18 protein-coding genes are annotated in these 18,651 nt (G+C 57.6%); 12 read left to right on the forward strand and 6 right to left on the reverse strand.

Going from position 1 to position 18,651, the window contains the following annotated elements; translation table 11 throughout:
• Window position 1 precedes the first annotated feature (1 nt).
• The 4 genes from BM069_RS17745 to BM069_RS17760 all read left to right on the forward strand — a co-directional run bounded on the left by BM069_RS17745 (window position 2) and on the right by BM069_RS17760 (window position 4,279).
• Window positions 2-1,312, forward strand: a complete 1,311-nt coding sequence (locus BM069_RS17745; RefSeq protein WP_093325706.1) for a cobyrinic acid a,c-diamide synthase CobB — start codon at window positions 2-4, stop codon at window positions 1,310-1,312.
• The gene (gene cobA / locus BM069_RS17750) at window positions 1,309-2,031 is read left to right on the forward strand and encodes a uroporphyrinogen-III C-methyltransferase (RefSeq protein WP_093325708.1); all 723 of its coding nucleotides are present in this window, start codon (window positions 1,309-1,311) and stop codon (window positions 2,029-2,031) included. Before BM069_RS17745 ends, cobA begins: the two co-directional genes overlap by 4 nt.
• 77 nt (window positions 2,032-2,108) lie before the next feature.
• The gene (gene cobF, locus BM069_RS17755) at window positions 2,109-2,861 is read left to right on the forward strand and encodes a precorrin-6A synthase (deacetylating) (protein WP_093325709.1); all 753 of its coding nucleotides are present in this window, start codon (window positions 2,109-2,111) and stop codon (window positions 2,859-2,861) included.
• 338 nt (window positions 2,862-3,199) lie between these two features.
• Window positions 3,200-4,279, forward strand: a complete 1,080-nt coding sequence (locus tag BM069_RS17760) for a response regulator (RefSeq protein WP_093325711.1) — start codon at window positions 3,200-3,202, stop codon at window positions 4,277-4,279.
• Between the two features lie 52 nt (window positions 4,280-4,331).
• On the opposite strand, the gene BM069_RS17765 is transcribed toward BM069_RS17760, so the two are convergent.
• Window positions 4,332-4,919: an acyl-homoserine-lactone synthase gene (locus BM069_RS17765; protein WP_093325712.1), complete on the reverse strand. Its 588-nt coding sequence runs from the start codon at window positions 4,917-4,919 to the stop codon at window positions 4,332-4,334.
• 468 nt (window positions 4,920-5,387) lie between these two features.
• On the opposite strand from BM069_RS17765, the gene BM069_RS17770 reads away from it, so the two are divergent.
• The 3 genes from BM069_RS17770 to BM069_RS17780 all read left to right on the forward strand — a co-directional run bounded on the left by BM069_RS17770 (window position 5,388) and on the right by BM069_RS17780 (window position 7,755).
• Entirely contained in the window at window positions 5,388-5,849 is a 462-nt protein-coding gene (locus BM069_RS17770) for a hypothetical protein (protein WP_139216240.1), read from the forward strand.
• 112 nt (window positions 5,850-5,961) lie between these two features.
• A complete protein-coding gene (locus BM069_RS17775) occupies window positions 5,962-7,398 on the forward strand; it encodes a sensor histidine kinase (RefSeq protein ID WP_093325714.1) in 1,437 nt (478 codons plus the stop codon).
• 18 nt (window positions 7,399-7,416) lie between these two features.
• Window positions 7,417-7,755, forward strand: coding sequence for an Hpt domain-containing protein (locus BM069_RS17780; protein ID WP_093325716.1), 339 nt, complete (start codon window positions 7,417-7,419; stop codon window positions 7,753-7,755).
• On the opposite strand, the gene BM069_RS17785 is transcribed toward BM069_RS17780, so the two are convergent.
• The gene (locus tag BM069_RS17785; protein WP_093325820.1) at window positions 7,752-8,132 is read right to left on the reverse strand and encodes a response regulator; all 381 of its coding nucleotides are present in this window, start codon (window positions 8,130-8,132) and stop codon (window positions 7,752-7,754) included. The genes BM069_RS17780 and BM069_RS17785 overlap by 4 nt on opposite strands.
• Before the next feature lie 195 nt (window positions 8,133-8,327).
• Here BM069_RS17785 and BM069_RS17790 point away from each other — a divergent pair, with 195 nt between their 5' ends.
• A complete protein-coding gene (locus BM069_RS17790) occupies window positions 8,328-9,092 on the forward strand; it encodes an enoyl-CoA hydratase/isomerase family protein (RefSeq protein ID WP_093325717.1) in 765 nt (254 codons plus the stop codon).
• A gap of 58 nt (window positions 9,093-9,150) precedes the next feature.
• On the opposite strand, the gene BM069_RS17795 is transcribed toward BM069_RS17790, so the two are convergent.
• From BM069_RS17795 to BM069_RS17805, 3 genes are all read right to left on the reverse strand, one after another.
• The gene (locus tag BM069_RS17795; protein ID WP_093325718.1) at window positions 9,151-11,391 is read right to left on the reverse strand and encodes a xanthine dehydrogenase family protein molybdopterin-binding subunit; all 2,241 of its coding nucleotides are present in this window, start codon (window positions 11,389-11,391) and stop codon (window positions 9,151-9,153) included.
• An 11-nt stretch (window positions 11,392-11,402) separates the two neighbouring features.
• Window positions 11,403-11,852, reverse strand: a complete 450-nt coding sequence (locus BM069_RS17800) for a (2Fe-2S)-binding protein (RefSeq protein ID WP_093325720.1) — start codon at window positions 11,850-11,852, stop codon at window positions 11,403-11,405.
• Between the two features lie 144 nt (window positions 11,853-11,996).
• The gene (locus tag BM069_RS17805; protein WP_139216241.1) at window positions 11,997-12,833 is read right to left on the reverse strand and encodes a hypothetical protein; all 837 of its coding nucleotides are present in this window, start codon (window positions 12,831-12,833) and stop codon (window positions 11,997-11,999) included.
• A gap of 419 nt (window positions 12,834-13,252) precedes the next feature.
• Here BM069_RS17805 and gap point away from each other — a divergent pair, with 419 nt between their 5' ends.
• Entirely contained in the window at window positions 13,253-14,251 is a 999-nt protein-coding gene (gap, locus tag BM069_RS17810) for a type I glyceraldehyde-3-phosphate dehydrogenase (RefSeq protein WP_093325723.1), read from the forward strand.
• Here the strand turns inward: gap and BM069_RS19885 are convergent.
• The gene (locus BM069_RS19885) at window positions 14,248-14,568 is read right to left on the reverse strand and encodes a hypothetical protein (RefSeq protein WP_170846788.1); all 321 of its coding nucleotides are present in this window, start codon (window positions 14,566-14,568) and stop codon (window positions 14,248-14,250) included. The genes gap and BM069_RS19885 overlap by 4 nt on opposite strands.
• On the opposite strand from BM069_RS19885, the gene BM069_RS17820 reads away from it, so the two are divergent.
• The 3 genes from BM069_RS17820 (at window position 14,568) to BM069_RS17830 (ending at window position 18,650) form a co-directional block, all read left to right on the forward strand.
• Window positions 14,568-16,481, forward strand: coding sequence for an AsmA family protein (locus BM069_RS17820; RefSeq protein WP_093325726.1), 1,914 nt, complete (start codon window positions 14,568-14,570; stop codon window positions 16,479-16,481). The genes BM069_RS19885 and BM069_RS17820 overlap by 1 nt on opposite strands.
• Before the next feature lie 10 nt (window positions 16,482-16,491).
• Window positions 16,492-17,691, forward strand: coding sequence for a multidrug effflux MFS transporter (locus tag BM069_RS17825; RefSeq protein WP_093325727.1), 1,200 nt, complete (start codon window positions 16,492-16,494; stop codon window positions 17,689-17,691).
• A gap of 200 nt (window positions 17,692-17,891) precedes the next feature.
• Complete coding sequence (locus tag BM069_RS17830) at window positions 17,892-18,650, forward strand: prephenate dehydrogenase (RefSeq protein WP_093325728.1); 759 nt, start codon at window positions 17,892-17,894, stop codon at window positions 18,648-18,650.
• The last annotated feature ends 1 nt before the right edge of the window (window position 18,651 follow it).

An 18,651-nucleotide genomic window follows, 5' to 3' on the forward strand; every position in this document is an offset into this window, starting at 1 on the left:
CATGACACCGCCCCCTGGCATCCTGATTTCCGCGCCCTCCTCCGGCACCGGCAAAACCACCGTCATGCTTGGCCTCCTTCGGGCGCTGGCCGAGGACGGTCTCAAGGTTCAACCGTTCAAATCCGGACCAGACTATATTGATCCGGCCTTTCATCGCGCCGCTGCCCGCCGCCCCGCGTTCAACCTCGATACATGGGCCATGCCGCCCGCTTTGGCTGGTGGCATCGCAGAACAAGCCGCGGGCGCAGACATCGTGGTTGCCGAAGGTTCCATGGGCCTTTTTGACGGCGTCGCAACACGCGGCGAAAACGGCTTTGGCAGCTCTGCCGAAACCGCCCTGATGATGGGGTGGCCCGTGGTTCTGGTGATCGACGTGGGCGGTCAGGCGCAATCCGCCGCCGCCACAGCACTGGGCTTCAAAACTTACAATCCGGATCTGCCGTTCGCAGGCGTGATCCTCAACCGCTGTGCGTCCCCGCGTCACGAGCGTCTTGCGCGCCTTGGCATGTACAAAGCAGGCGTGAACGTCCTCGGTGTGCTGCCACGTCGCGGCGATCTGGCACTGCCTGAACGCCACCTTGGCCTCATCCAAGCGGTCGAACATCCCGACCTTGAGGCGGCCATCACCGGCTACGCCAAATTCCTGCGCGAACACGTCGACCTCGGAGCCATCAAAGCCGCCGCCCGTGCGGGAGAGCCCAAAACCGGTGCCCTCCCCAATCCGCCAGCCCAGCGCATCGCGTTGGCGCGAGACGCCGCCTTCAGCTTCACCTACCCGCACCTGCTGACTGGCTGGCGAAACAAGGGCGCAGAAATCCTGCCGTTTTCTCCCCTCGCGAACGAAGCTCCCGATGCCTCCGCCGACCTCGTCTGGTTGCCGGGCGGCTATCCCGAACTTCACGCTGGCAAGCTGGCCGCAAACCAGACCTATCTCACTGGCCTGCGCAAACACGCAGAAACCAAACCCGTGCACGGCGAATGCGGTGGCTACATGGCGCTTGGCAAAACCCTGATCGACAAAGACGGTACTGCGCATGAAATGGCCGGCCTTCTGGGCCTTGTGACGTCCTACGAAAAACGGAAATTCCACCTCGGCTATCGTCAGGCCACACTACAAGCCCCCATGCTGGGTTTTGGCACAAGCGCGCGGCTGCGCGGCCATGAATTCCACTACACCACCATTCTGGAAGAACCCGATGCCCCATTGGCTCTTGTGGGCGACGCTGACGGCAACCCCGTGCCGGAAACCGGCTCGATCAAGGGCAACGTCACCGGCACCTTCTTCCACCTGATCGCAGAGGCAACTCAATGACCGGTTTTGTCAGCTTCGTAGGCTCCGGCCCCGGAGACCCCGAACTCCTCACTCTCAAAGCCGTGGACCGCTTGCAAAAAGCCGAAGCCGTGCTGTTTGACGACCTCTCGGCCGGCCAAATCCTTGAGCATGCCAACAAAGAGGCCGACCTCGTTGGCGTTGGAAAACGTGCCGGTCGCCCCTCTCCCAAACAGGATCACGTCAGCCAGCTGCTGGTGGACTACGCTAAAGAAGGCGCGCATGTTGTGCGCTTGAAATCCGGTGATGGTGGCATCTTCGGTCGCCTTGAAGAAGAGATCACCGCCCTGAAACAGGCGGGCATCGATTTTGAAATCATCCCAGGCGTGACTTCCGCCAGCGCCGCTGCTGCCGCCGCGCGCATTCCTTTGACCCGCCGCCTTGTCGCGCGGCGCGTGCAGTTTGTGACCGGCCACGATGTTGCCGGCGCCCTGCCCGGCGATCTGCACCTGCAATCGCTTGTCGATCCCGGGGCGACCACCGTGCTTTTTATGCCCAAACGCACCTTCCCCGAGTTGGCTGAAAAACTGTTCTCCGCGGGCCTGCGCCGCGACTGTCCTGCTCTGTTGGCTGAAAACGTCAGCCACCCCGACCAAACGCTGCACCGCACAACTATGGAGAAACTGGCGACACAGCTCGCCTCAGACGTTTCCGCCGCCCCCGGTATTATCTTGTTCGGCGAATTGGCCGAAAGCCCCTAGCTTTCATCTCGCAAGAAAGACTCCCGCCGGAGGCATCCGCCCGTCCAACCCGCTCTTCGATTGCGATAGGAACTCCAATGATCACACTTTCACTTGTTGGCATCGGCTCAGGCAACCCAGACCACCTGACCCGTCAGGCCGTTCAACGCCTTGAAACCGCAGACGTGATCCTGCTTCCGCGCAAGGGCGCCGAAAAGACGGATCTGGCCGACCTGCGCCGCATGGTCGCCGGAGAGATCCTTTCGACCTCGCCAAAAATTGTCGAGTTCGACTATCCGGTGCGCGATGCAAACACCCCGAAATACCTTGATGGGGTGAACACATGGCACGATGCTCTTGCAGGGATATGGCAAGATCTGATTTCGCGCCATTTGCCTTCAGACGGGCATGTCGCGCTGATGGTTTGGGGCGATCCGTCCCTATATGACAGCACGCTGCGCATCGCAGACCGTCTTGTCGCCCGTGGGCTGCAACTGAAAGTTGATGTCATTCCTGGCATCACGTCGCTGCAAATGCTCACCGCTGCTCATGCAATCCCGCTGAACACGCTTGGCGCTCCGGTGCTCATCACAACAGGCCGCAAGCTGCGCGACGACGGATGGCCCGCAGATGCAGACACGGTTGCTGTTATGCTGGACGGCGAATGCTCTTTTACCCACCTCGATCCAACCGGCATCGATATCTGGTGGGGTGCCTATGTTGGCATGCCCCAACAGGTTCTGAAATCCGGAGCACTCGCAAACCTAAGCGAAGAGATCGTTGCGACTCGCGCGAAGGCGCGTGCCGAATCTGGCTGGATCATGGATATCTATTTGCTGCGCAAATCCTGATTGACCCTGCCATTTCTTGCAGGTCGAATGGCAAAATGTGACAAGTTCTTGGACGGGCCACCCATCGACAACCCAACGTTGACTGCATTTTTTTGGCGAAAAAGCCACACTTGAGATCGATTCAATGCTCGCAATTGCCTCTTCTGACGCCAAGCCGCGTCAGTTTTTGGTGATTTTTTGTCAAACAATCAAAAAATCCAATTGGTCCAGCTTTCGCCCATTTCTCGACGCATTCCCACGGCACCTTCGATCCCAAGGCTGACGTTCTCTTGTCAGCAAATGCGTAAGAAACGGTTTGGGTAGATATTGGAACTTTTGCACCCAAGAAGGGGCTAAGAATGAAGATTTTGGCTGTCGACGACGACGAAAACATCTGCGCGCTGCTCACAGAAGCAGTGACCGCCAAAACCAACCACGAGTTGATAACGGTGCCCTCCGGCCCCGAAGCGATCCGCGCAATCGCGCGACAGTCGACTCCGTTCGATTGCTTCCTTCTCGACATTCAAATGCCAATCATGGACGGGATCACCCTGGCGGAGAAAATTCGCAAGACCAAAGGCTACGCCCGTACCCCGATCATCATGCTGACCGCCATGTCCCAGAAGCGCTATATCGACGGGGCTTTTGCTGCAGGCGCTACGGACTACATCACCAAACCGTTTGATTTTCTTGAACTCTTCAGCCGCATTAGCGTTGCGGACAAACTGGTCGGCGAACAACAGCGGGTCCTGGCCTCCGCGTCTGAAATGACCTCGCTCAAACGCGATTTGATCCAGAACACCGCGCACAGCCTGAACGAACCGGTCGAAGTAATTGGCGTGACCCAAGTGGTCGGATACGTCGCCTTTGAGAACTACATTATGCAGCTGTCGCGCTCCAAATTGCTGCGCAGCTCCGTTTTCGCAGTAAAGATCGCGGGTGTCGAAAAGATTTTCAACAAGGCCGATCCCATCGCTTTCCGTCAAATGCTGACCGATATTTCTAGCGAGATCGTGTCCGTTCTGGCCGACAATGGCGCAATGGCAGCCTATCGCGGCAACGGCGTGTTCCTGTGCCTCTTGCCCCGCAACAACGGCTTTTCCCATCAGCGCTACGAGTTGGACCTGAACTCCCGACTGGAATTCTGCCCATCCCTGCGCGACATCCAGGCGCCAACCAAAGTCTGTGTTGGTGAACCGTTCAGCCTTCGCTCACTGACCCGCGCCGGTGCGCTTTTCAGCCTGCAAAAAGCGTCCGCAAGTGCCGAAACCCGTGCCAAAAGCCAGAAAGAAGTGCTCGCGCTCCTGCGCAAGTCGGTCCGCATGGCCCCCCGCAACGGTTTTCAGACCGAAATGGAGCGACGGGCCTATGAGGTCTTGTTGCAGGATGCGCTTCGAGAAGACAGTGCCGGAGACCGTCCGGCAACCGCATATGGCTAAGCAAAAAGACCGGCTGCCTCAGCCGGTCTTTTTGCTTTCAACGTCGCTTGAATCAATGCGGGAAGGAATTCAAATCCATTTTCGCCACCTGCACCCGCGCACCATCAATAAGCATCACCGGGCCCGCTGGTTCAGCGACCAAACCAAGTCGACCGATCCACCGCGACCAAACAGCCGGCACCAATCCCAGAACTTCACGCGCATTCAGTTCACGCGAGGTTTCAATCAACTTCATCATCAGCTGCGTCTGCACCTTGGTGCGTTGCTCTGCCGGCACCTTATGTGACACGAAAACACGGCTGGATTCCCAGATATCAGGGTCCACCGGTGCTTCGAAATTCAAAAGGTCGGAGGGGATCGAGTCGAGCATGCCGCGCTGTGCGTCACGGATCATATAGGTATACATGCCGCATTTGGCAGTCGTCGGCGTCAACCGGATGCCTGCAAGAATGGAGTCCCCTTCGTGTACCGCAATCCATCGGCTTGCTGGGGTGTCGTACTGGTCGTACTCCATGCCCTCGGCCTCTGGCAGGTCCCAATTGTTCTGAACAATGAAGGACTGCTTTCGCGCCTTCAAAAGGTTGACCATCAGTTCGCCATGCTGGTGCATGTTCTCAAACGATAGAGTGGTCGCAAGCATTGCGCCTTGTCTCCGGATTTTAGTCGCCACAAAGGAAAAACACTCTAACCGGACCACGTAACGAAACTGGGGACCGGGAACGCGCTCGAAACCAAAATACCACGCACCACACTACAAGCAGCCAAGGCGTTGCAAACCCATCCCCTACGGTTGCTCCCGCGCGCGGCACGCCTTTTTTGCACTACGGCGGCGTGTCTCACACTCAAGTTTCCAACGCGTTCTGCGTCCGAAGCGGTGCAATTTCTCGACTACTCGCTACAATTGACGCATAATTTTCGACACTTTCCAACTAAAAAAATCACGAACTTTCAGTAACGTGCGGTAGTTTGCTCAGTCTGTGGTTGAAATACCCACTCATATCTCCCGCATTTTGTCTTTTTCGAAGGCGCAACAATGCCCCTGCTTAATTCGGAGGCAATTTCAACTGACGCGGTCGCTGCGGTTTCTCATTAATTTCCAGAGTCGACCATGAATTCGCCCACATTGACCGACAACTTGCCAAGCATGGCGGCACGTAGCCGTCGACACCTGAGACGAGGCGGAACGATGCAGCCATATTTCATGAATTTTCACGTAAAAGGTGAAGTTGCCGGAACGTTGCTCATGAAATCGCCGGAACCCAAGCTGCTTGTGGATATCTCTCCTGAACCCGCAACACAGGCTCAGGCCCCTGGATTTCGCTATCCGGCCAGGGTTTGCTTTACAGTGCGAGAACATCAGCTGATCAAGCGTTTTCAGTCTCTGATTTCAATCGGTGATGTGATCGAAGCACACGGCAGCTTCGCGCAAACAGGCTACCTCCCTCAGGGAAATCGCCATGTGGACACCATCTTCGAAATGCGCAGCTTTCAGCAACGCAGCGTCAAAATTCCCGAACTCACCTATGGCGGGCACATTTTTTCACTGCCGCATTCTTGCCTGCCAAACTAAGGCCATCCGACCAAATCTTGGCCCATCCAGTCCATTCTGCGGCCACATTCCTAGAGTTAAGTAAATGTTAAGCACGAGTCCGCACCGGGCTGGCTAACATGGGAAGATCGCTATGTCGCTCGACAAATCTCACTCCGACAACCGGATACAATCGCTGGCCTTGCGCTGGCGGCGGCGGCTCGAGGTGTTTTTCCCGTCCAAAAGGATCACAGTCGAACAAGCGCGCCGACTGAAAAAGCAAATGCACGACTTTTCCCGTGGCGGCCTTGCCTTGTTCTGGCAGCGTCAGGGCATCTATGCCGGGGCTGCGATCCTGTGTGGCTTCTACTATTCCATTCCGATCGCCGTGCTCTGCTACGTGCTGTGTCAGCTCACCGATCTTTTTGACAGTTTCATCTCCCTGCGCGTTATCAACCGCAAGGATCACTCGTTCCGCCATTCCATCGTTCTTTTGAAATGGCTTTTTCTGTCAAACACACTAAGCACTCTGGCTGTCGCAATCTTCACCTACCTGATTGCCAAACTCGAAGGCCCCACCGAACACTTTTCGTCCCTCTTCTTCCTGTTTGCCGCGGGTCTGTTTGCTGCGGTCAACAACCACCAACTGCCGCAAGTACTGGCGGTACGCCTTATCGTTTACGGCGCCCTCTTCATTTATATTCCGGGGGCGGACATCTGGAACCAGCACACCTCATACCAATCGACGGCTTGGCTGCACTTTGCGACCTCGCTGTTTGTGCTCTACTTCGTTCTGGAATGTTCGGTCATCTTTTTGCGGCTCTATCAAAAAGGGCTGGATCAACTTGACGAACTTCGCGCCGAGCGTGACCGCGCGCAAGAAAGCTACGAAGTCAAATCTCAGTTTGTGTCCGTGGTCAGCCATGAGTTGCGCACACCGCTGACTTCAATCAACGGCTCCCTGACATTGCTGCGAGACTCGGATCTGTCCAAAAATCCCGACAGTGCCGCGCGCATGTTGGACATCGCACACAAAAACAGCCTGCGCCTGTCCAAACTGATCAACGACCTGCTCGATATTCAGAAGATGGAAGCCCACAAGATGACGTACATCTTTGCTTCCGTCGATCTTGGGGAACTGATCGATGAAGCGGCGGAATCCGTGACCCCCTATGCTGATCAGTTCGAGACCACCATTCGCGTCACCCAGCCGAAACAGCCGATCACCATTCGTGGCGATCATGAGCGCATGATGCAGGTGTTGGACAACTTGCTGTCAAACGCTGTGAAATTCTCGCATCCGGGATCCTACATCGAGCTTGGCGCATCCCTGCAAGACGGTCTCCCCATGTTGGAAGTCCGCGACTATGGCATCGGCATTCCCGATGACGCACATAACAAAGTTTTTGAAAAATTCTCACAGGTCGACAACTCGGACCGTCGTGATTTTGACGGCACCGGCCTTGGTCTTTCTATTGTCCGTCAGATCGTCGAAGATCACGATGCGGAAATCGACTTCGAAAGCGCCCCCGGCGAGGGCACCCGTTTCTTTATTACATTCCCCGTCGCGCCTGATACAGCCGACGAATAACCCTCGGAGATTTGAGCCGTGTTTCCCCTAGAGCACCAAGATAAGTTTGCCAAACTGCGCGCCCATTTTGTTCAAACCCTTCCCGCTCGCGAAGCGGAAATCGAGGAACTGGTCACTGCCTTGATGGAACACGGCCCAAGCCGCAAGGTGTATGAAAACCTGTTCATTGCCACACACAAACTTGCAGGCATATCAGCAACCTACGGGATGGCCGCTTTGGGCAGTCGCGCGGAACAGGCCGAAGCCCTGATCGACAGCGCACGCAAAAACCGGCCCGACGAAGAACAGTTTTACGCAATTCTCGCGGCGACCGATGTTCTGACAGAGGAAATCCGGCGGATTGCGGAAATAGACTAACCTGCCGAGGCAGCCATGGTCCTGATCTGGTCCGGTAAGGCCACTGGATCAAAGGGTTTTTGAATGGCCCCGACCGCCAACGTCTTGATGTCGTCCTGATGTTCGGTCGCCACATTTTTGGACGTCATAAAGATAGCAGGCGCGGTCACCGAAGTGCGCTCTCGGATCGCGACCAGCGTTTCAACACCGGTCATGCCGGGCATCATCATATCCAGAAGGATCACGTCGGGCGAAAAATCTTCGACCTTTTCAAGTGCATCCATCCCATCGGCGCACTGCAGCACCTCGTACCCTCCGAGGTCGGCCAACGCCAAATAGGCGATCTCTCGAATATCGGGATCATCCTCTACGTGCAGAATTTTTCGGATATCCGTCATTGCCGTATCCATTTACCCATCCACCCGACAAACTAGTGCTCGAAGCCTTTTTTTAAAAGGCTTTCGCAAACTTAAGCGCAAGCTGTGACCAATCTGCGTCGCATTCGTTCGCGCAGTAACGTCGCGTTCACGCGCATGCGCCGCCTTTGCCTAGCTCCTGACGCGGCATAGTTTGGCACCAACGAGGAGAACACCATGACCGAAACAGCGATCCTGCAAGAGCGGCAGAGCAACGCCCTGATCTTGACCTTGAACGATCCCGAACGACTGAACCCGATCGGCATTCAAATGCGCGAAGCGCTAAGCAGCGCTTTGGAGAGCGCCGAAGCGGATCCTTCTTTGCGAGCCATCATCATCACAGGCGCAGGTGGCAATTTCTGTTCCGGCGGGGACATTTCCACCATGGATGCGCCGCAGCGCCTCAAGCGCATCAACTTTGAGCGGGTCAAACATCTCGCCAACCAGATCACCGGCGCGTCGGTGCCGGTGATTGCCGCGGTCGAGGGCTGGGCCGCAGGGGCGGGTCTGGCTGTGGCCATGCTGTGTGATACTGTCATCGCCGGAAAATCCGCACGCTTCATTTCGGCTTTCCCAAAGATCGGCCTGATGCCGGATTACGGCCTGCTTGGTTCATTGCCCGCCCGTGTCGGACAATCCCGCGCCCGCCAAATCATGCTTTATGCCAAACCGGTCAGTGCCCCGGACGGGCTAGACTATGGAATGGTCGATACGCTGTGCGAAGATGGGGAGGCCTTGGCGGAAGCGCTCAAACTGGCGCAACACGTCGAAACCCTCGCCCCGGGAGCGCTGCGCGCCATCAAAGCCTTTGACTCAGGCCGTCTTGACCGCGCAATCGACTACGAACGCGACGTTCAGCCCGGCCTTCTTGACAGCGACAACGCCAAAGAAGGCCGCGCCGCATTTTTTGAAAAACGCCCACCGAACTTCAGATCTGTTTGAAGCGCGACAAAACAAAAGCCCCCGCAACCAACCGGCTGCGGGGGCTTTTCATGTCAGATCACACAAAATCAACGTGATGATAAAGCGGCAACTCGCGGATGCGCTTCCCCGTGGCTGCGAAAATCGCGTTCGCCAGCGCCGGTGCCGCCGGCGGCACGGGCGGCTCACCGATGCCCCGCACCTTGTCCGAGTTCTCCATCCCTTTGACAAAGATTTCCGGACATTGATGCATGCGCATACCTTCGGCGTCCCAATAATTGGCCTGCTCCGCCATGCCATCCGAATACGTGATCTCGCTGTTCATCGCATGACCCAGAGCAAAGATAACGCCCCCTTGCACAAGGTTCTCAAAGTTCACGGGATCAATCACTGTTCCCACATCCGCAGCCACCCAGACCTTGTCGATCCGAATGCCGTCATCGGTGTTGGTTACTTCGATCACTTCCGCGGTTGGCACGCCGAAACTCTCGACAAAGGCAACCCCGCGACCCTGATTAACCCCAAGCGGACTGCCCCAATTCGACATCTCGCCCACGGCCTCAAGCACTTTGCGGCTCACGTCATGCTCCATCAGGCGGATGCGCTCCGCCAGAGGATCCGCTCCGGCTTCATGGATCAACTCGTCCAGCAAGCTATCAAAGAAAAACCCGCCCGCCGACGCCCCGACAGACCGCCAGCTTGATGTCGGCGCAAGCTCCGGAACGCGATAGGCACGCATACGAAAATTCTCCAAAGAGTATGGATTGTTCCAAGCCCCTGCGGAAATCTGTGTGTCCGGTCCCGGCACCGAGATGCCCGCACGCCCCATTTGCGAATTGATCACCGATGGCATCGCCACCGACAGATCCATCGCGACAACTTTGCCGTCCTTCACGGCGCCAGCGCCGCGCGCCATGCCGATGTGACGCGGAAAGTCGTGTGCGAAATCTTCTTCACGGGAATAGGTCAGCTTAACCGGTGTGCCACGCATTTGGTTCGCAACCTCGGCCGCCAGCTTGACGTGCTCGAATTCCAGCCGATGACCAAAACTGCCGCCCATGTACTGGTTCACAAAATCGACCTGTTCCGGATCATGTCCAGTGACCGCTGCCACCTGCTGTTGCAGCATGCGCGGGATCTGGTGGCCGGTCCACACCGTCACCTTGCCGTCCTCGACCAGAACAGTTGCGTTCAGTGGCTCCAGCGGCGCATGCGCCACATAGGGAACGCGATAGTCGGCCGCGACCGCTTTGCCACCGGCAAGCGCCTGATCCACATCGCCATCGGCACGCCATTCCTTGTCCAGCCGATCATCCGAAAAAGATGCTTCCACTTCGGCCCAATGGTCAGACTGTTCCGCAGGATAAGGAGCAGGCCCCCAATCAAATTCAATCGCCTCTGCGGCTTTGATCGCGCGCCAGGTGTTGTCGGCGACCACCGCAACGCCGCCAGTGACGTCCACCACCTTTTGAACGCCGCGCATGGTCTTGGCCTCAGTGGCGTCATACCCGTTCAAGGCACCGCCCTGTCGGGGATTGCAAACCACCGCAGCATGCACCGCGCCCTCAATTTCAACGTCGATGCCATAGGCCTGCGTACCCGTTGATTTTGCTACGATATCAAGGCGCTGCATTGGTTTGCCGATCAACCGCCACTCACTTGGGTCACGCAGCACAATGTCGCGCACCGGCTCAAGCTTGGCCGCCTCCGCCGCCAATGCGGTATAGGCCAGCTCTGTGCCATCCGGCAAAATCACCTTGCCGTTCGCTGTTTTGAGCTGTGCCACCGGCACGCCCGATACATTGGAGGCCGCCAGCTTCAGTGTTTCGCGCGCCATCGCACCGGCTTCGCGCAGCTTCACAAAACTGTCGGGCACAGAACTCGACCCGCCTGTACCTTGCATGCCCAAAAGCTTGAGTGCACCGCCCATTACCTTGCGCGTGGTTTCCGCTGCAAACCCGCGATCGGTTGACAGATACGGCACCCCGTCCTCTGCCATCGCGCGGTTCCAATAGGCTTTGTCGGGCTTGCCGAAAGAGGTCTCGACCTGATCAAGCTCCACATCCAGTTCCTCGGCGATCAGCGCCGCCTGGACATGCATCACGCCTTGTCCTTTGTCGCCATGCGAACCGATCAGCGTGATCTTGTCGCTGTCAATCAAAACCCAAGGATTGAATGTTGCCGAGCCATCCACCAACCCGTCCTTCAACGGGTTTTCAAATGGCGTACGTACCTTGTAAACGCCAAAAGCCACGCCACCAGCCACTGCTGCCGCCCCAATCAGGAACGTCCGGCGGGCGATTGTTCCAACCTTACCCATGTTCACGCCTCCTACAGCTTGGTCGCAGCGGTTTTAACCGCGGCGCGAATGCGGGGATAAGTGCCACAGCGACAGAGGTTGCCGCTCATTGCCTCGTCTATTTCGGCATCCGACGGCATCTTGATCTCGGCAAGCAACGACGCCGCCTGCATGATCTGACCAGACTGACAATAGCCGCACTGGGCGACCTGATGCTCGACCCAAGCCTCTTGAACCGCGTGCATCGCGTCAGGTGTGCCCAACCCGTTGATCGTTGTGACCTCGCCGTCAACATCGGATACAGCGGTCTGACAGGACCGCACAGCGACACCGTCGATATGCACCGTACAAGCCCCGCAGGCCGCGACGCCGCAGCCGTATTTCACACCTTTGATATTTAGTTCGTCTCTCAAAACCCAAAGAAGTGGCATATCATCTTCGACATCCACATCATGACGTTTCCCATCCACGACCAGTTGCATTAGCTGCCTCCCGTAAACCTGGCTCCTGCTTGCGTAGGATCTAAAGTAAACAGGACATCAACACTTTCCACTCGCAGATCGTGCCAAACGACATGCAGGTTGTGACAACTTGCGTTTTACACAGTCACGAAACTGGGAGGAGGGTCATTTCTGGAACTTCTTGGAAACCCCGAGCGTGACGATGAAAGTATCGTCCCGAAGCGTTGTCAACATATGCGTACTCGCGCTCGATACGTCGGAGTTGGACGCAGCCAGACTGATATCCCAGCCATTTCCGACATCGAGACTTCCGCCCAACGCCCAAATCGGCGCTTTAACCAAATTTCCGGAAGGCAAAAGCCGATTTTCTCCCACAATCGGCACGTAATAAGAGGCAAAAAAACGCAGTGGACCCTCTGGGTCCGCGGAAATGTTGCTGCCAATCGACAACAGCTGCCCAGCGCCCGCGCCCGCCCGTGAATATTCAGGCAAAATAGCGTAGGAGAGCGACGCGCTGATCGAAAGGTTTTCTGACGGTGAATAGGTCGCCGGAAAATGAATGGATCCTGCCGGGCTGCTAGTCATGATCCGCCCGGCAACCGGTACCTCCACTTGCCAGTCGATGTATTCCAGCGCTCCGAGCAAAGCAAAACTCCAGTCTCCGCTTTGCCCCAAATGATACTTGGCCTCCAGCCCGAACTGCCCGACGCTATCTGACGACAGTAAACCGCCTGACATGGCCTGCAATCCATACAAACTCGCGGCTGAAACCCCGATCTGCCAACGCTCTCCCACGCCCCATTGCGCAGACAAAAACGCGTAGTTCGGAGGGTGCGATATAGCTGAATTCACGTTCCAGGCATGCTCCAAAGAAACAGCCATATCGCCTTGCTGCAAAAGTTTTGCGTCAAGAACATACCTTTTCGGACGGTCCTCTCCGAGATAGGAGCGCGACGACTGAGCTGCTTCGCCGTTTGCAAAAAAGCCGGAGGCCGCGACCACGGCGCAAACCAATGTCTAGCCGAAAGTATGCACTTCAATTCTCCAGAACCATCTCAACCGGGGGGACCAAATAATCGCTGGCTGTTGCGCCCACCGCGGGCTTTGCGCCTCCTGACCAGCCAAGTCAAAAACGGCATCGGCAGGAGTCCACCGAGGTCAGTGCGGCCAAGCCAAAAGCCGCTGGTCCATCAGGAAAAGACGAATCGACGCGTAGTCGCGTCGGCAGAATTCCCCTAGGCTCCGGCGTAAATCCGCCCCGTCCGGCCTCAGTGCCATTTCGTTAGCGATACCGTTGGCGGCAACGGTCGGGTTTAACGCTAACATGCGGAATTTTCACGCAATCTTACCTTTCGGGCCGTGGCCTTGTTCCCTATAGGAAACCCAACTCACACTATGATCCCGAGCGTCAGGAGAGCAGAATGACCGTCACCGTAGGAATCAACGGCTTTGGCCGTATTGGCCGCTCCACTCTTATGCACATCGCAGAAGAGGCCCGCGAAGACGTCCGCGTCGTCAAAGTGAACGCCACCGGCCCGCTTGAGACCGCCGCCCACCTGATCCGCTACGACTCCGTGCACGGCCGTTTCCGCAACGAGGTGATCGCGGGCAACGGCACCATGGACGTGGGGCAAGGCCCGATGCGCATGTTCTCCACCTATGACATGGACGAGTTGGACTGGGACGGGGTTGATGTCGTTCTGGAATGCACCGGCAACTTCAACGACGGTGAGAAAGCCAAGAAACACCTGGAACGCGGCGCCAAAAAAGTGCTGATTTCCGCTCCGGCGAAAAACGTACAGAAAACCATCGTGTTTGGTGTCAACGATGACGCGCTTGAAGCCAACGACAACATGATCTCCAACGGCTCTTGCACAACAAACTGCCTCGCGCCGGTGGCCAAGGTTCTGAACAATGCATTCGGCATCGAACAGGGCATCATGACCACGATCCACGCCTATACCGGCGATCAGCCGACGCTGGACCGCCGCCACAACGATCTCTACCGCGCCCGTGCGGCTGCGATGTCGATGATCCCGACATCCACCGGCGCCGCCAAAGCGCTTGGTGAGGTTCTGCCGGAACTCAAAGGCAAGTTGGACGGTTCCGCAATCCGTGTGCCGACCCCCAACGTTTCCGCGGTCGACCTGACATTCACAGCCTCCAAAGACGTGACCGAAGCAGATGTGAACGCCGTCATGGCAGAAGCGGCCGCCGGCGAAATGAAGGGCGTGCTGGGCTACAACGACCTGCCGCTGGTGTCTGTTGACTTCAACCACACCACCGAAAGCTCCACCTTTGCGGCGGACCAGACCAAAGTGATCGGCGGTCGTCTGGTGCGGGTTCTTGCGTGGTACGACAACGAATGGGGCTTCTCGGCGCGTATGGCCGATGTCGCCGCCAAAATGGGCCGCACCTAAAAGCCCACCGCGACATTCAATTTCTTGCGCCTCTGCGGGTGGTCAGGCATACCTGACGTGACCACCAACCGCAGGGGCGTTTTTGCGTCATGACCAATCCCATCGCCGTTTTTCTTGCAGTTCTTATCCTTGCCGGGCTGGGGGCTGATCTGCTGTTCAACAGCGGCGATGCAACGCTTTTGATCGTGCGCAAATTCTTCGATCTGATCGAATGGGTCGCCTTCTGGCGATAACTTTAAGGTTTTCGCGCGGCCTTTCCATTGCGCCGGCCACCTGCCTGCCGCTAGGCTGACGACGAGCAGCAAAGAGGTGCCCAATGCGCATCATCCGAATTCTTTTCGCAGTTCTCATCACCGTTGTGATGGGGCTGGTCGTTCTGGTCATGATCCTCCCCGGCGAGAAAATTGCCGCCATTGCCGCGGATCAGGTCAAAGCCAAAACCGGACGGGACCTGACATTTGAAGGTGATGTCGGCTTCAGCTGGTTCCCGACAATAGGCATTTCAACTGGCAAAGTGACCTTTTCCAACGCGGACTGGTCACGCAACGGCCCGATGTTTTCCGCGCAAAAGGCCTCGATCGGCGTTGACGTGCTCGCTGCTCTCTCGGGCGACATCCGTATCAAAAAGATCGAACTGGTTTCGCCGGACATCCTTCTGGAACAAACGACTGATGGTCAGGCAAACTGGCAGTTGCTCCCTCCATCCGGAGACACATCGGACACAACAACGCCCGCCCCCGTTGGCACAAGCGGGTTTGCCCTTGAAAACATGGTGATTCGCGACGCCCGTCTGCGCTATTTTGTCCAAGGGGAAACACCCGTGGAAATCGCGGGCGTTGACGCCCGACTAAAATGGGCCAACCGCAACGCGCCCGCAGATGTCACCGTGACAGCCCAGCCAGGCAACAACCCACTCACCATCACAGCGACGGTCGCTGATCTGGACGCACTGATCGCGGGTGGCATCAGCGACCTGAGCGCCAACGTGTCCGCGGCCAAAGGCGAGATTTCCTTTGAGGGACGCGCGGGTCTGGCACCGGAAGCGGCAGGGCGGCTGTCTGCCAATCTGCCCGATGCGACGGGCTTTTTTGCCGCGCTGGGTCTTTCTGGCGGCGTGCCTGGAGCCGCGAACTTGGACGGGCAGATCACTCTCACACGTGAGATGCAACTCAGCCTGCGTCAGGGGCACCTAACTGCCCTTGGCAACACTCTGACGGCTCAGGCCGATGTCAATCTCGCTGGCGCCAAGCCGGTGGTGAACGCCCAAGTTGCCGCACAAACCCTTGACCTAAAACCCTTGCTGCAGGCGCCGTCGGCACCAGCGAAACCCGCAACAGCCACGCCTGCCTCGGGATGGTCCAAGGCACCGATAGACGCCAGCGCGCTGGCATTGGTGGACGGGAATATCGGCTTTGCCGCCGAAGCCATTGATCTTGGCGACATTCAAATCGGGCGCACACGTGCCACCATAGCGATCGACAATGCCCGCGCCGTGACCACGCTGCAGGAATTGCAAGCCTACGACGGCTCTGTCACGGGCCGCTTTGTCGCCAACAACCGCAACGGGCTCTCGTTGCGCGCCGACCTGAACGTCGCCCAAATTGCCTTGCAACCCTTCCTGAGCGCCACCGCTGACATCAACAGTTTCACAGGCAACGCCGACCTCAAGACGTCTGTTCTCGGTGAAGGCCAATCCATGTTTGCCATTATGAACTCACTGGACGGCGAAGGCTGGGTATCCGTCGGGCGCGGCACCATTGACGGCATCGATCTGGACGAACTCTTGCGCGGCGACGTAACCGGCGGTACGACAGTTTTTGACAACCTGTCAGCGTCCTGGACCACTTTGAACGGTGTGATGCGCAACGACGATTTGTTGATGGAACTTCCCCGCCTCGCAGCCACCGGCGAAGGCACCATCGGCCTCGGTCTGCGCACAATCGACTATGTTGTCTCGCCTCAAATTCGCGGCGATGACGCGCCCGTTTTGGTGGTTCCGGTCAAAATCGAGGGCACATGGGAAGACCCCTCCATTGCACCGGATCTCGACAAGGTTCTTAAACAGAATTTCGCCAAGGAAACCGAAGAGCTGGAGCAAAAGGCCAAAGACGCCGTGGCAAAAGAACTCGGTGTGGCAACCGAAGAAGGCCAATCCACCGAAGATGCCCTTAAGAAAAAACTTGAGGACGAAGCCACTAAGGGCCTTCTAAAACTGCTTGGCGGAGACTAACCACAAAGGCATGTTCCGTCCTGCGACTTCCCCACCGTGTCTGACGACGTTGGTTTTGCTGACCGCATTTTCGGTGCTGTCGCTCAATATGTTTTTGCCGTCGCTGCAAAACATTGCTGCGGATTTTCAGGTCGACTACGCCATGGCAAACCTGTCCATCGCGGGCTACCTCGCGGTCACAGCTTTGCTGCAAATTATCATGGGCCCTCTGTCGGATCGCTTCGGTCGTCGCCCTGTCATGCTGGCTGGTCTTGGTATTTTCAGCTTCGCCTCCATCGGCTGCCTATTTGCCAGCAATATATGGGTTTTTCTCGGATTTCGCCTTCTGCAAGGCGCGCTGATCTCAGGCATGACACTCGCCCGCGCGGCTGTTCGCGATCAGTATAGCCCACAAAAAGCAGCCAGCCTTTTGGGCTATATTTCCATGGCGATGGCCGTCGCCCCGATGACCGGCCCGCTTATTGGCGGCATCTTAGACCAACTCTTCGGCTGGCGTTCCACCTTCCTGTTTTTTGTCGTCGCAGGATTTCTGCTTTGGTGGCTGACCTATGTCGACATGGGCGAAACCAACAAAACCCCCAGCGCCACCATCCGCGCTCAATTCCAAACCTATCCCGAACTTCTGCGCTCACGCCGTTTCTGGGGCTATGCGGTGTGCCTCACCTTCTCGCTGGGCGCATTCTACATCTATATCACCGGAGCGGCGCTGGTCGGCGGCTCGGTCTTTGATCTGTCGCCAGCCGCGATCGGGGCCGGCGTCGGCATCATCACCTGCGGCTTTGCCTTCGGGAGCTTTCTATCCGGCCGGTTTGCCAACCGCGTGCCTCTGACAACCATGGTGATTGCGGGCCGCCTCGTGGCCGCTTGCGGCCCGCTCCTTGGCTTTTGTCTGATGGGCCTCGGCATCCTCAACCCGTTCACATATTTTGGCGCGATCACATTGGTGGGCATGGGCAACGGCCTCACCATCCCCTCCGCCAACAGCGGCATCATGTCGGTGCGCCCGCAACTTGCAGGAAGCGCGGCCGGCCTGTCAGGCGCCCTGGCTGTGGCTGGCGGGGCACTCCTGACCTCGCTCACCGGCGCGGTTCTGACCGCCGAAACAGGGGCTCTCGTCCTTTTGCTTCTGGTCTTTGCCAGCGTTGTGTTGTCTCTTTGCGCAGCGCTCTATGTCAGATTTATCGACAACCGTGACCTGTTGCCCAAATAGAGCCCCCTTGACGCGACCCGCGTGCAATGCCACCTAAGGGGCATGACACAGACCGGCCTCACCTTCTTCGTCTATTATACCCTGACCACATAAGTGGCGGGGCTTTTATCATGCTCACCCGCCGCGGCGCGGGGGTAGCATCAGAGGCACCAACATCAATCAGTCTCCCGCCGGCGCGGCCTACTCTTAGGATTTGCCCAATGGGACAACCGCTCAAAACCAACCGCCCGCTGTCACTTGGCCTGTTTGGCTTCGGAGCTTTCGGCCAACTCGTTGCCCGCGAACTCGCCGACCACTTTGAGATCACCGTCTGTGATCCCGCCTATGTCGGCGCCGTGCTCGAGGACGGCCGCGCCTTCACAGTGCGCGATCTTCAGGAAACCGCCCAGGCCGACATCATTGTGCTCGCGGTGCCTGTCGCACGCATGGCGCACACCTGCGAACAAATAGCCCCACACCTGCGCAAAGGCGCGTTGGTCATCGACGTAGGCAGCGTCAAGCTAGCACCCATGAAAGCCATGGCTGACCACCTGCCCGACCACGTTCATATCCTTGGCAGCCATCCTCTATTTGGTCCACAATCCGCGGCTGACGGCCTCAAGGGTCGCAAAATCGCGCTTTGCCCGTTGCGGGGCCATCGCAGCCGCATCACAGAGCGTTTCCTGCGCCAGATCGGTTTGACTGTCGTCGTGTCCACGGCCGAGGCTCACGACCGGGACGCGGCAATGGTGCAGGGTCTGACCCATCTGATCGCCAAAGTGCTCCACGATCTTGGCCCCCTGCCCGATCAAATGACCACTGTCAGCTTTGACCTGCTGCGCCAAGCCATCAGTATGGTCAAAGATGATCCCCCCACGGTGTTGCACGCCATCGAAGCCGCCAATCCCTACGCCGCCGACGTGCGTGCCAGCTTTTTTAAGCGCGCCGACAAAATTCGCGCACAGTTTGAGGCCGCCTAGG

This window comes from Shimia haliotis (genome assembly GCF_900114415.1).
Lineage (GTDB): Bacteria > Pseudomonadota > Alphaproteobacteria > Rhodobacterales > Rhodobacteraceae > Shimia > Shimia haliotis.

What these genes read in the sequence shown, in the direction of transcription:
- BM069_RS17745 (WP_093325706.1), top strand. Translation starts at nt 2, where the DNA reads ATGACACCGCCCCCTGGCATCCTGATTTCCGCGCCCTCCTCCGGCACC.
- cobA (WP_093325708.1), top strand. Translation starts at nt 1,309, where the DNA reads ATGACCGGTTTTGTCAGCTTCGTAGGCTCCGGCCCCGGAGACCCCGAA.
- cobF (WP_093325709.1), top strand. Translation starts at nt 2,109, where the DNA reads ATGATCACACTTTCACTTGTTGGCATCGGCTCAGGCAACCCAGACCAC.
- BM069_RS17760 (WP_093325711.1), top strand. Translation starts at nt 3,200, where the DNA reads ATGAAGATTTTGGCTGTCGACGACGACGAAAACATCTGCGCGCTGCTC.
- BM069_RS17765 (WP_093325712.1), bottom strand. Translation starts at nt 4,919, where the DNA reads ATGCTTGCGACCACTCTATCGTTTGAGAACATGCACCAGCATGGCGAA.
- BM069_RS17770 (WP_139216240.1), top strand. Translation starts at nt 5,388, where the DNA reads ATGAATTCGCCCACATTGACCGACAACTTGCCAAGCATGGCGGCACGT.
- BM069_RS17775 (WP_093325714.1), top strand. Translation starts at nt 5,962, where the DNA reads ATGTCGCTCGACAAATCTCACTCCGACAACCGGATACAATCGCTGGCC.
- BM069_RS17785 (WP_093325820.1), bottom strand. Translation starts at nt 8,132, where the DNA reads ATGACGGATATCCGAAAAATTCTGCACGTAGAGGATGATCCCGATATT.
- BM069_RS17790 (WP_093325717.1), top strand. Translation starts at nt 8,328, where the DNA reads ATGACCGAAACAGCGATCCTGCAAGAGCGGCAGAGCAACGCCCTGATC.
- BM069_RS17795 (WP_093325718.1), bottom strand. Translation starts at nt 11,391, where the DNA reads ATGGGTAAGGTTGGAACAATCGCCCGCCGGACGTTCCTGATTGGGGCG.
- BM069_RS17800 (WP_093325720.1), bottom strand. Translation starts at nt 11,852, where the DNA reads ATGCAACTGGTCGTGGATGGGAAACGTCATGATGTGGATGTCGAAGAT.
- gap (WP_093325723.1), top strand. Translation starts at nt 13,253, where the DNA reads ATGACCGTCACCGTAGGAATCAACGGCTTTGGCCGTATTGGCCGCTCC.
- BM069_RS17820 (WP_093325726.1), top strand. Translation starts at nt 14,568, where the DNA reads ATGCGCATCATCCGAATTCTTTTCGCAGTTCTCATCACCGTTGTGATG.
- BM069_RS17825 (WP_093325727.1), top strand. Translation starts at nt 16,492, where the DNA reads ATGTTCCGTCCTGCGACTTCCCCACCGTGTCTGACGACGTTGGTTTTG.
- BM069_RS17830 (WP_093325728.1), top strand. Translation starts at nt 17,892, where the DNA reads ATGGGACAACCGCTCAAAACCAACCGCCCGCTGTCACTTGGCCTGTTT.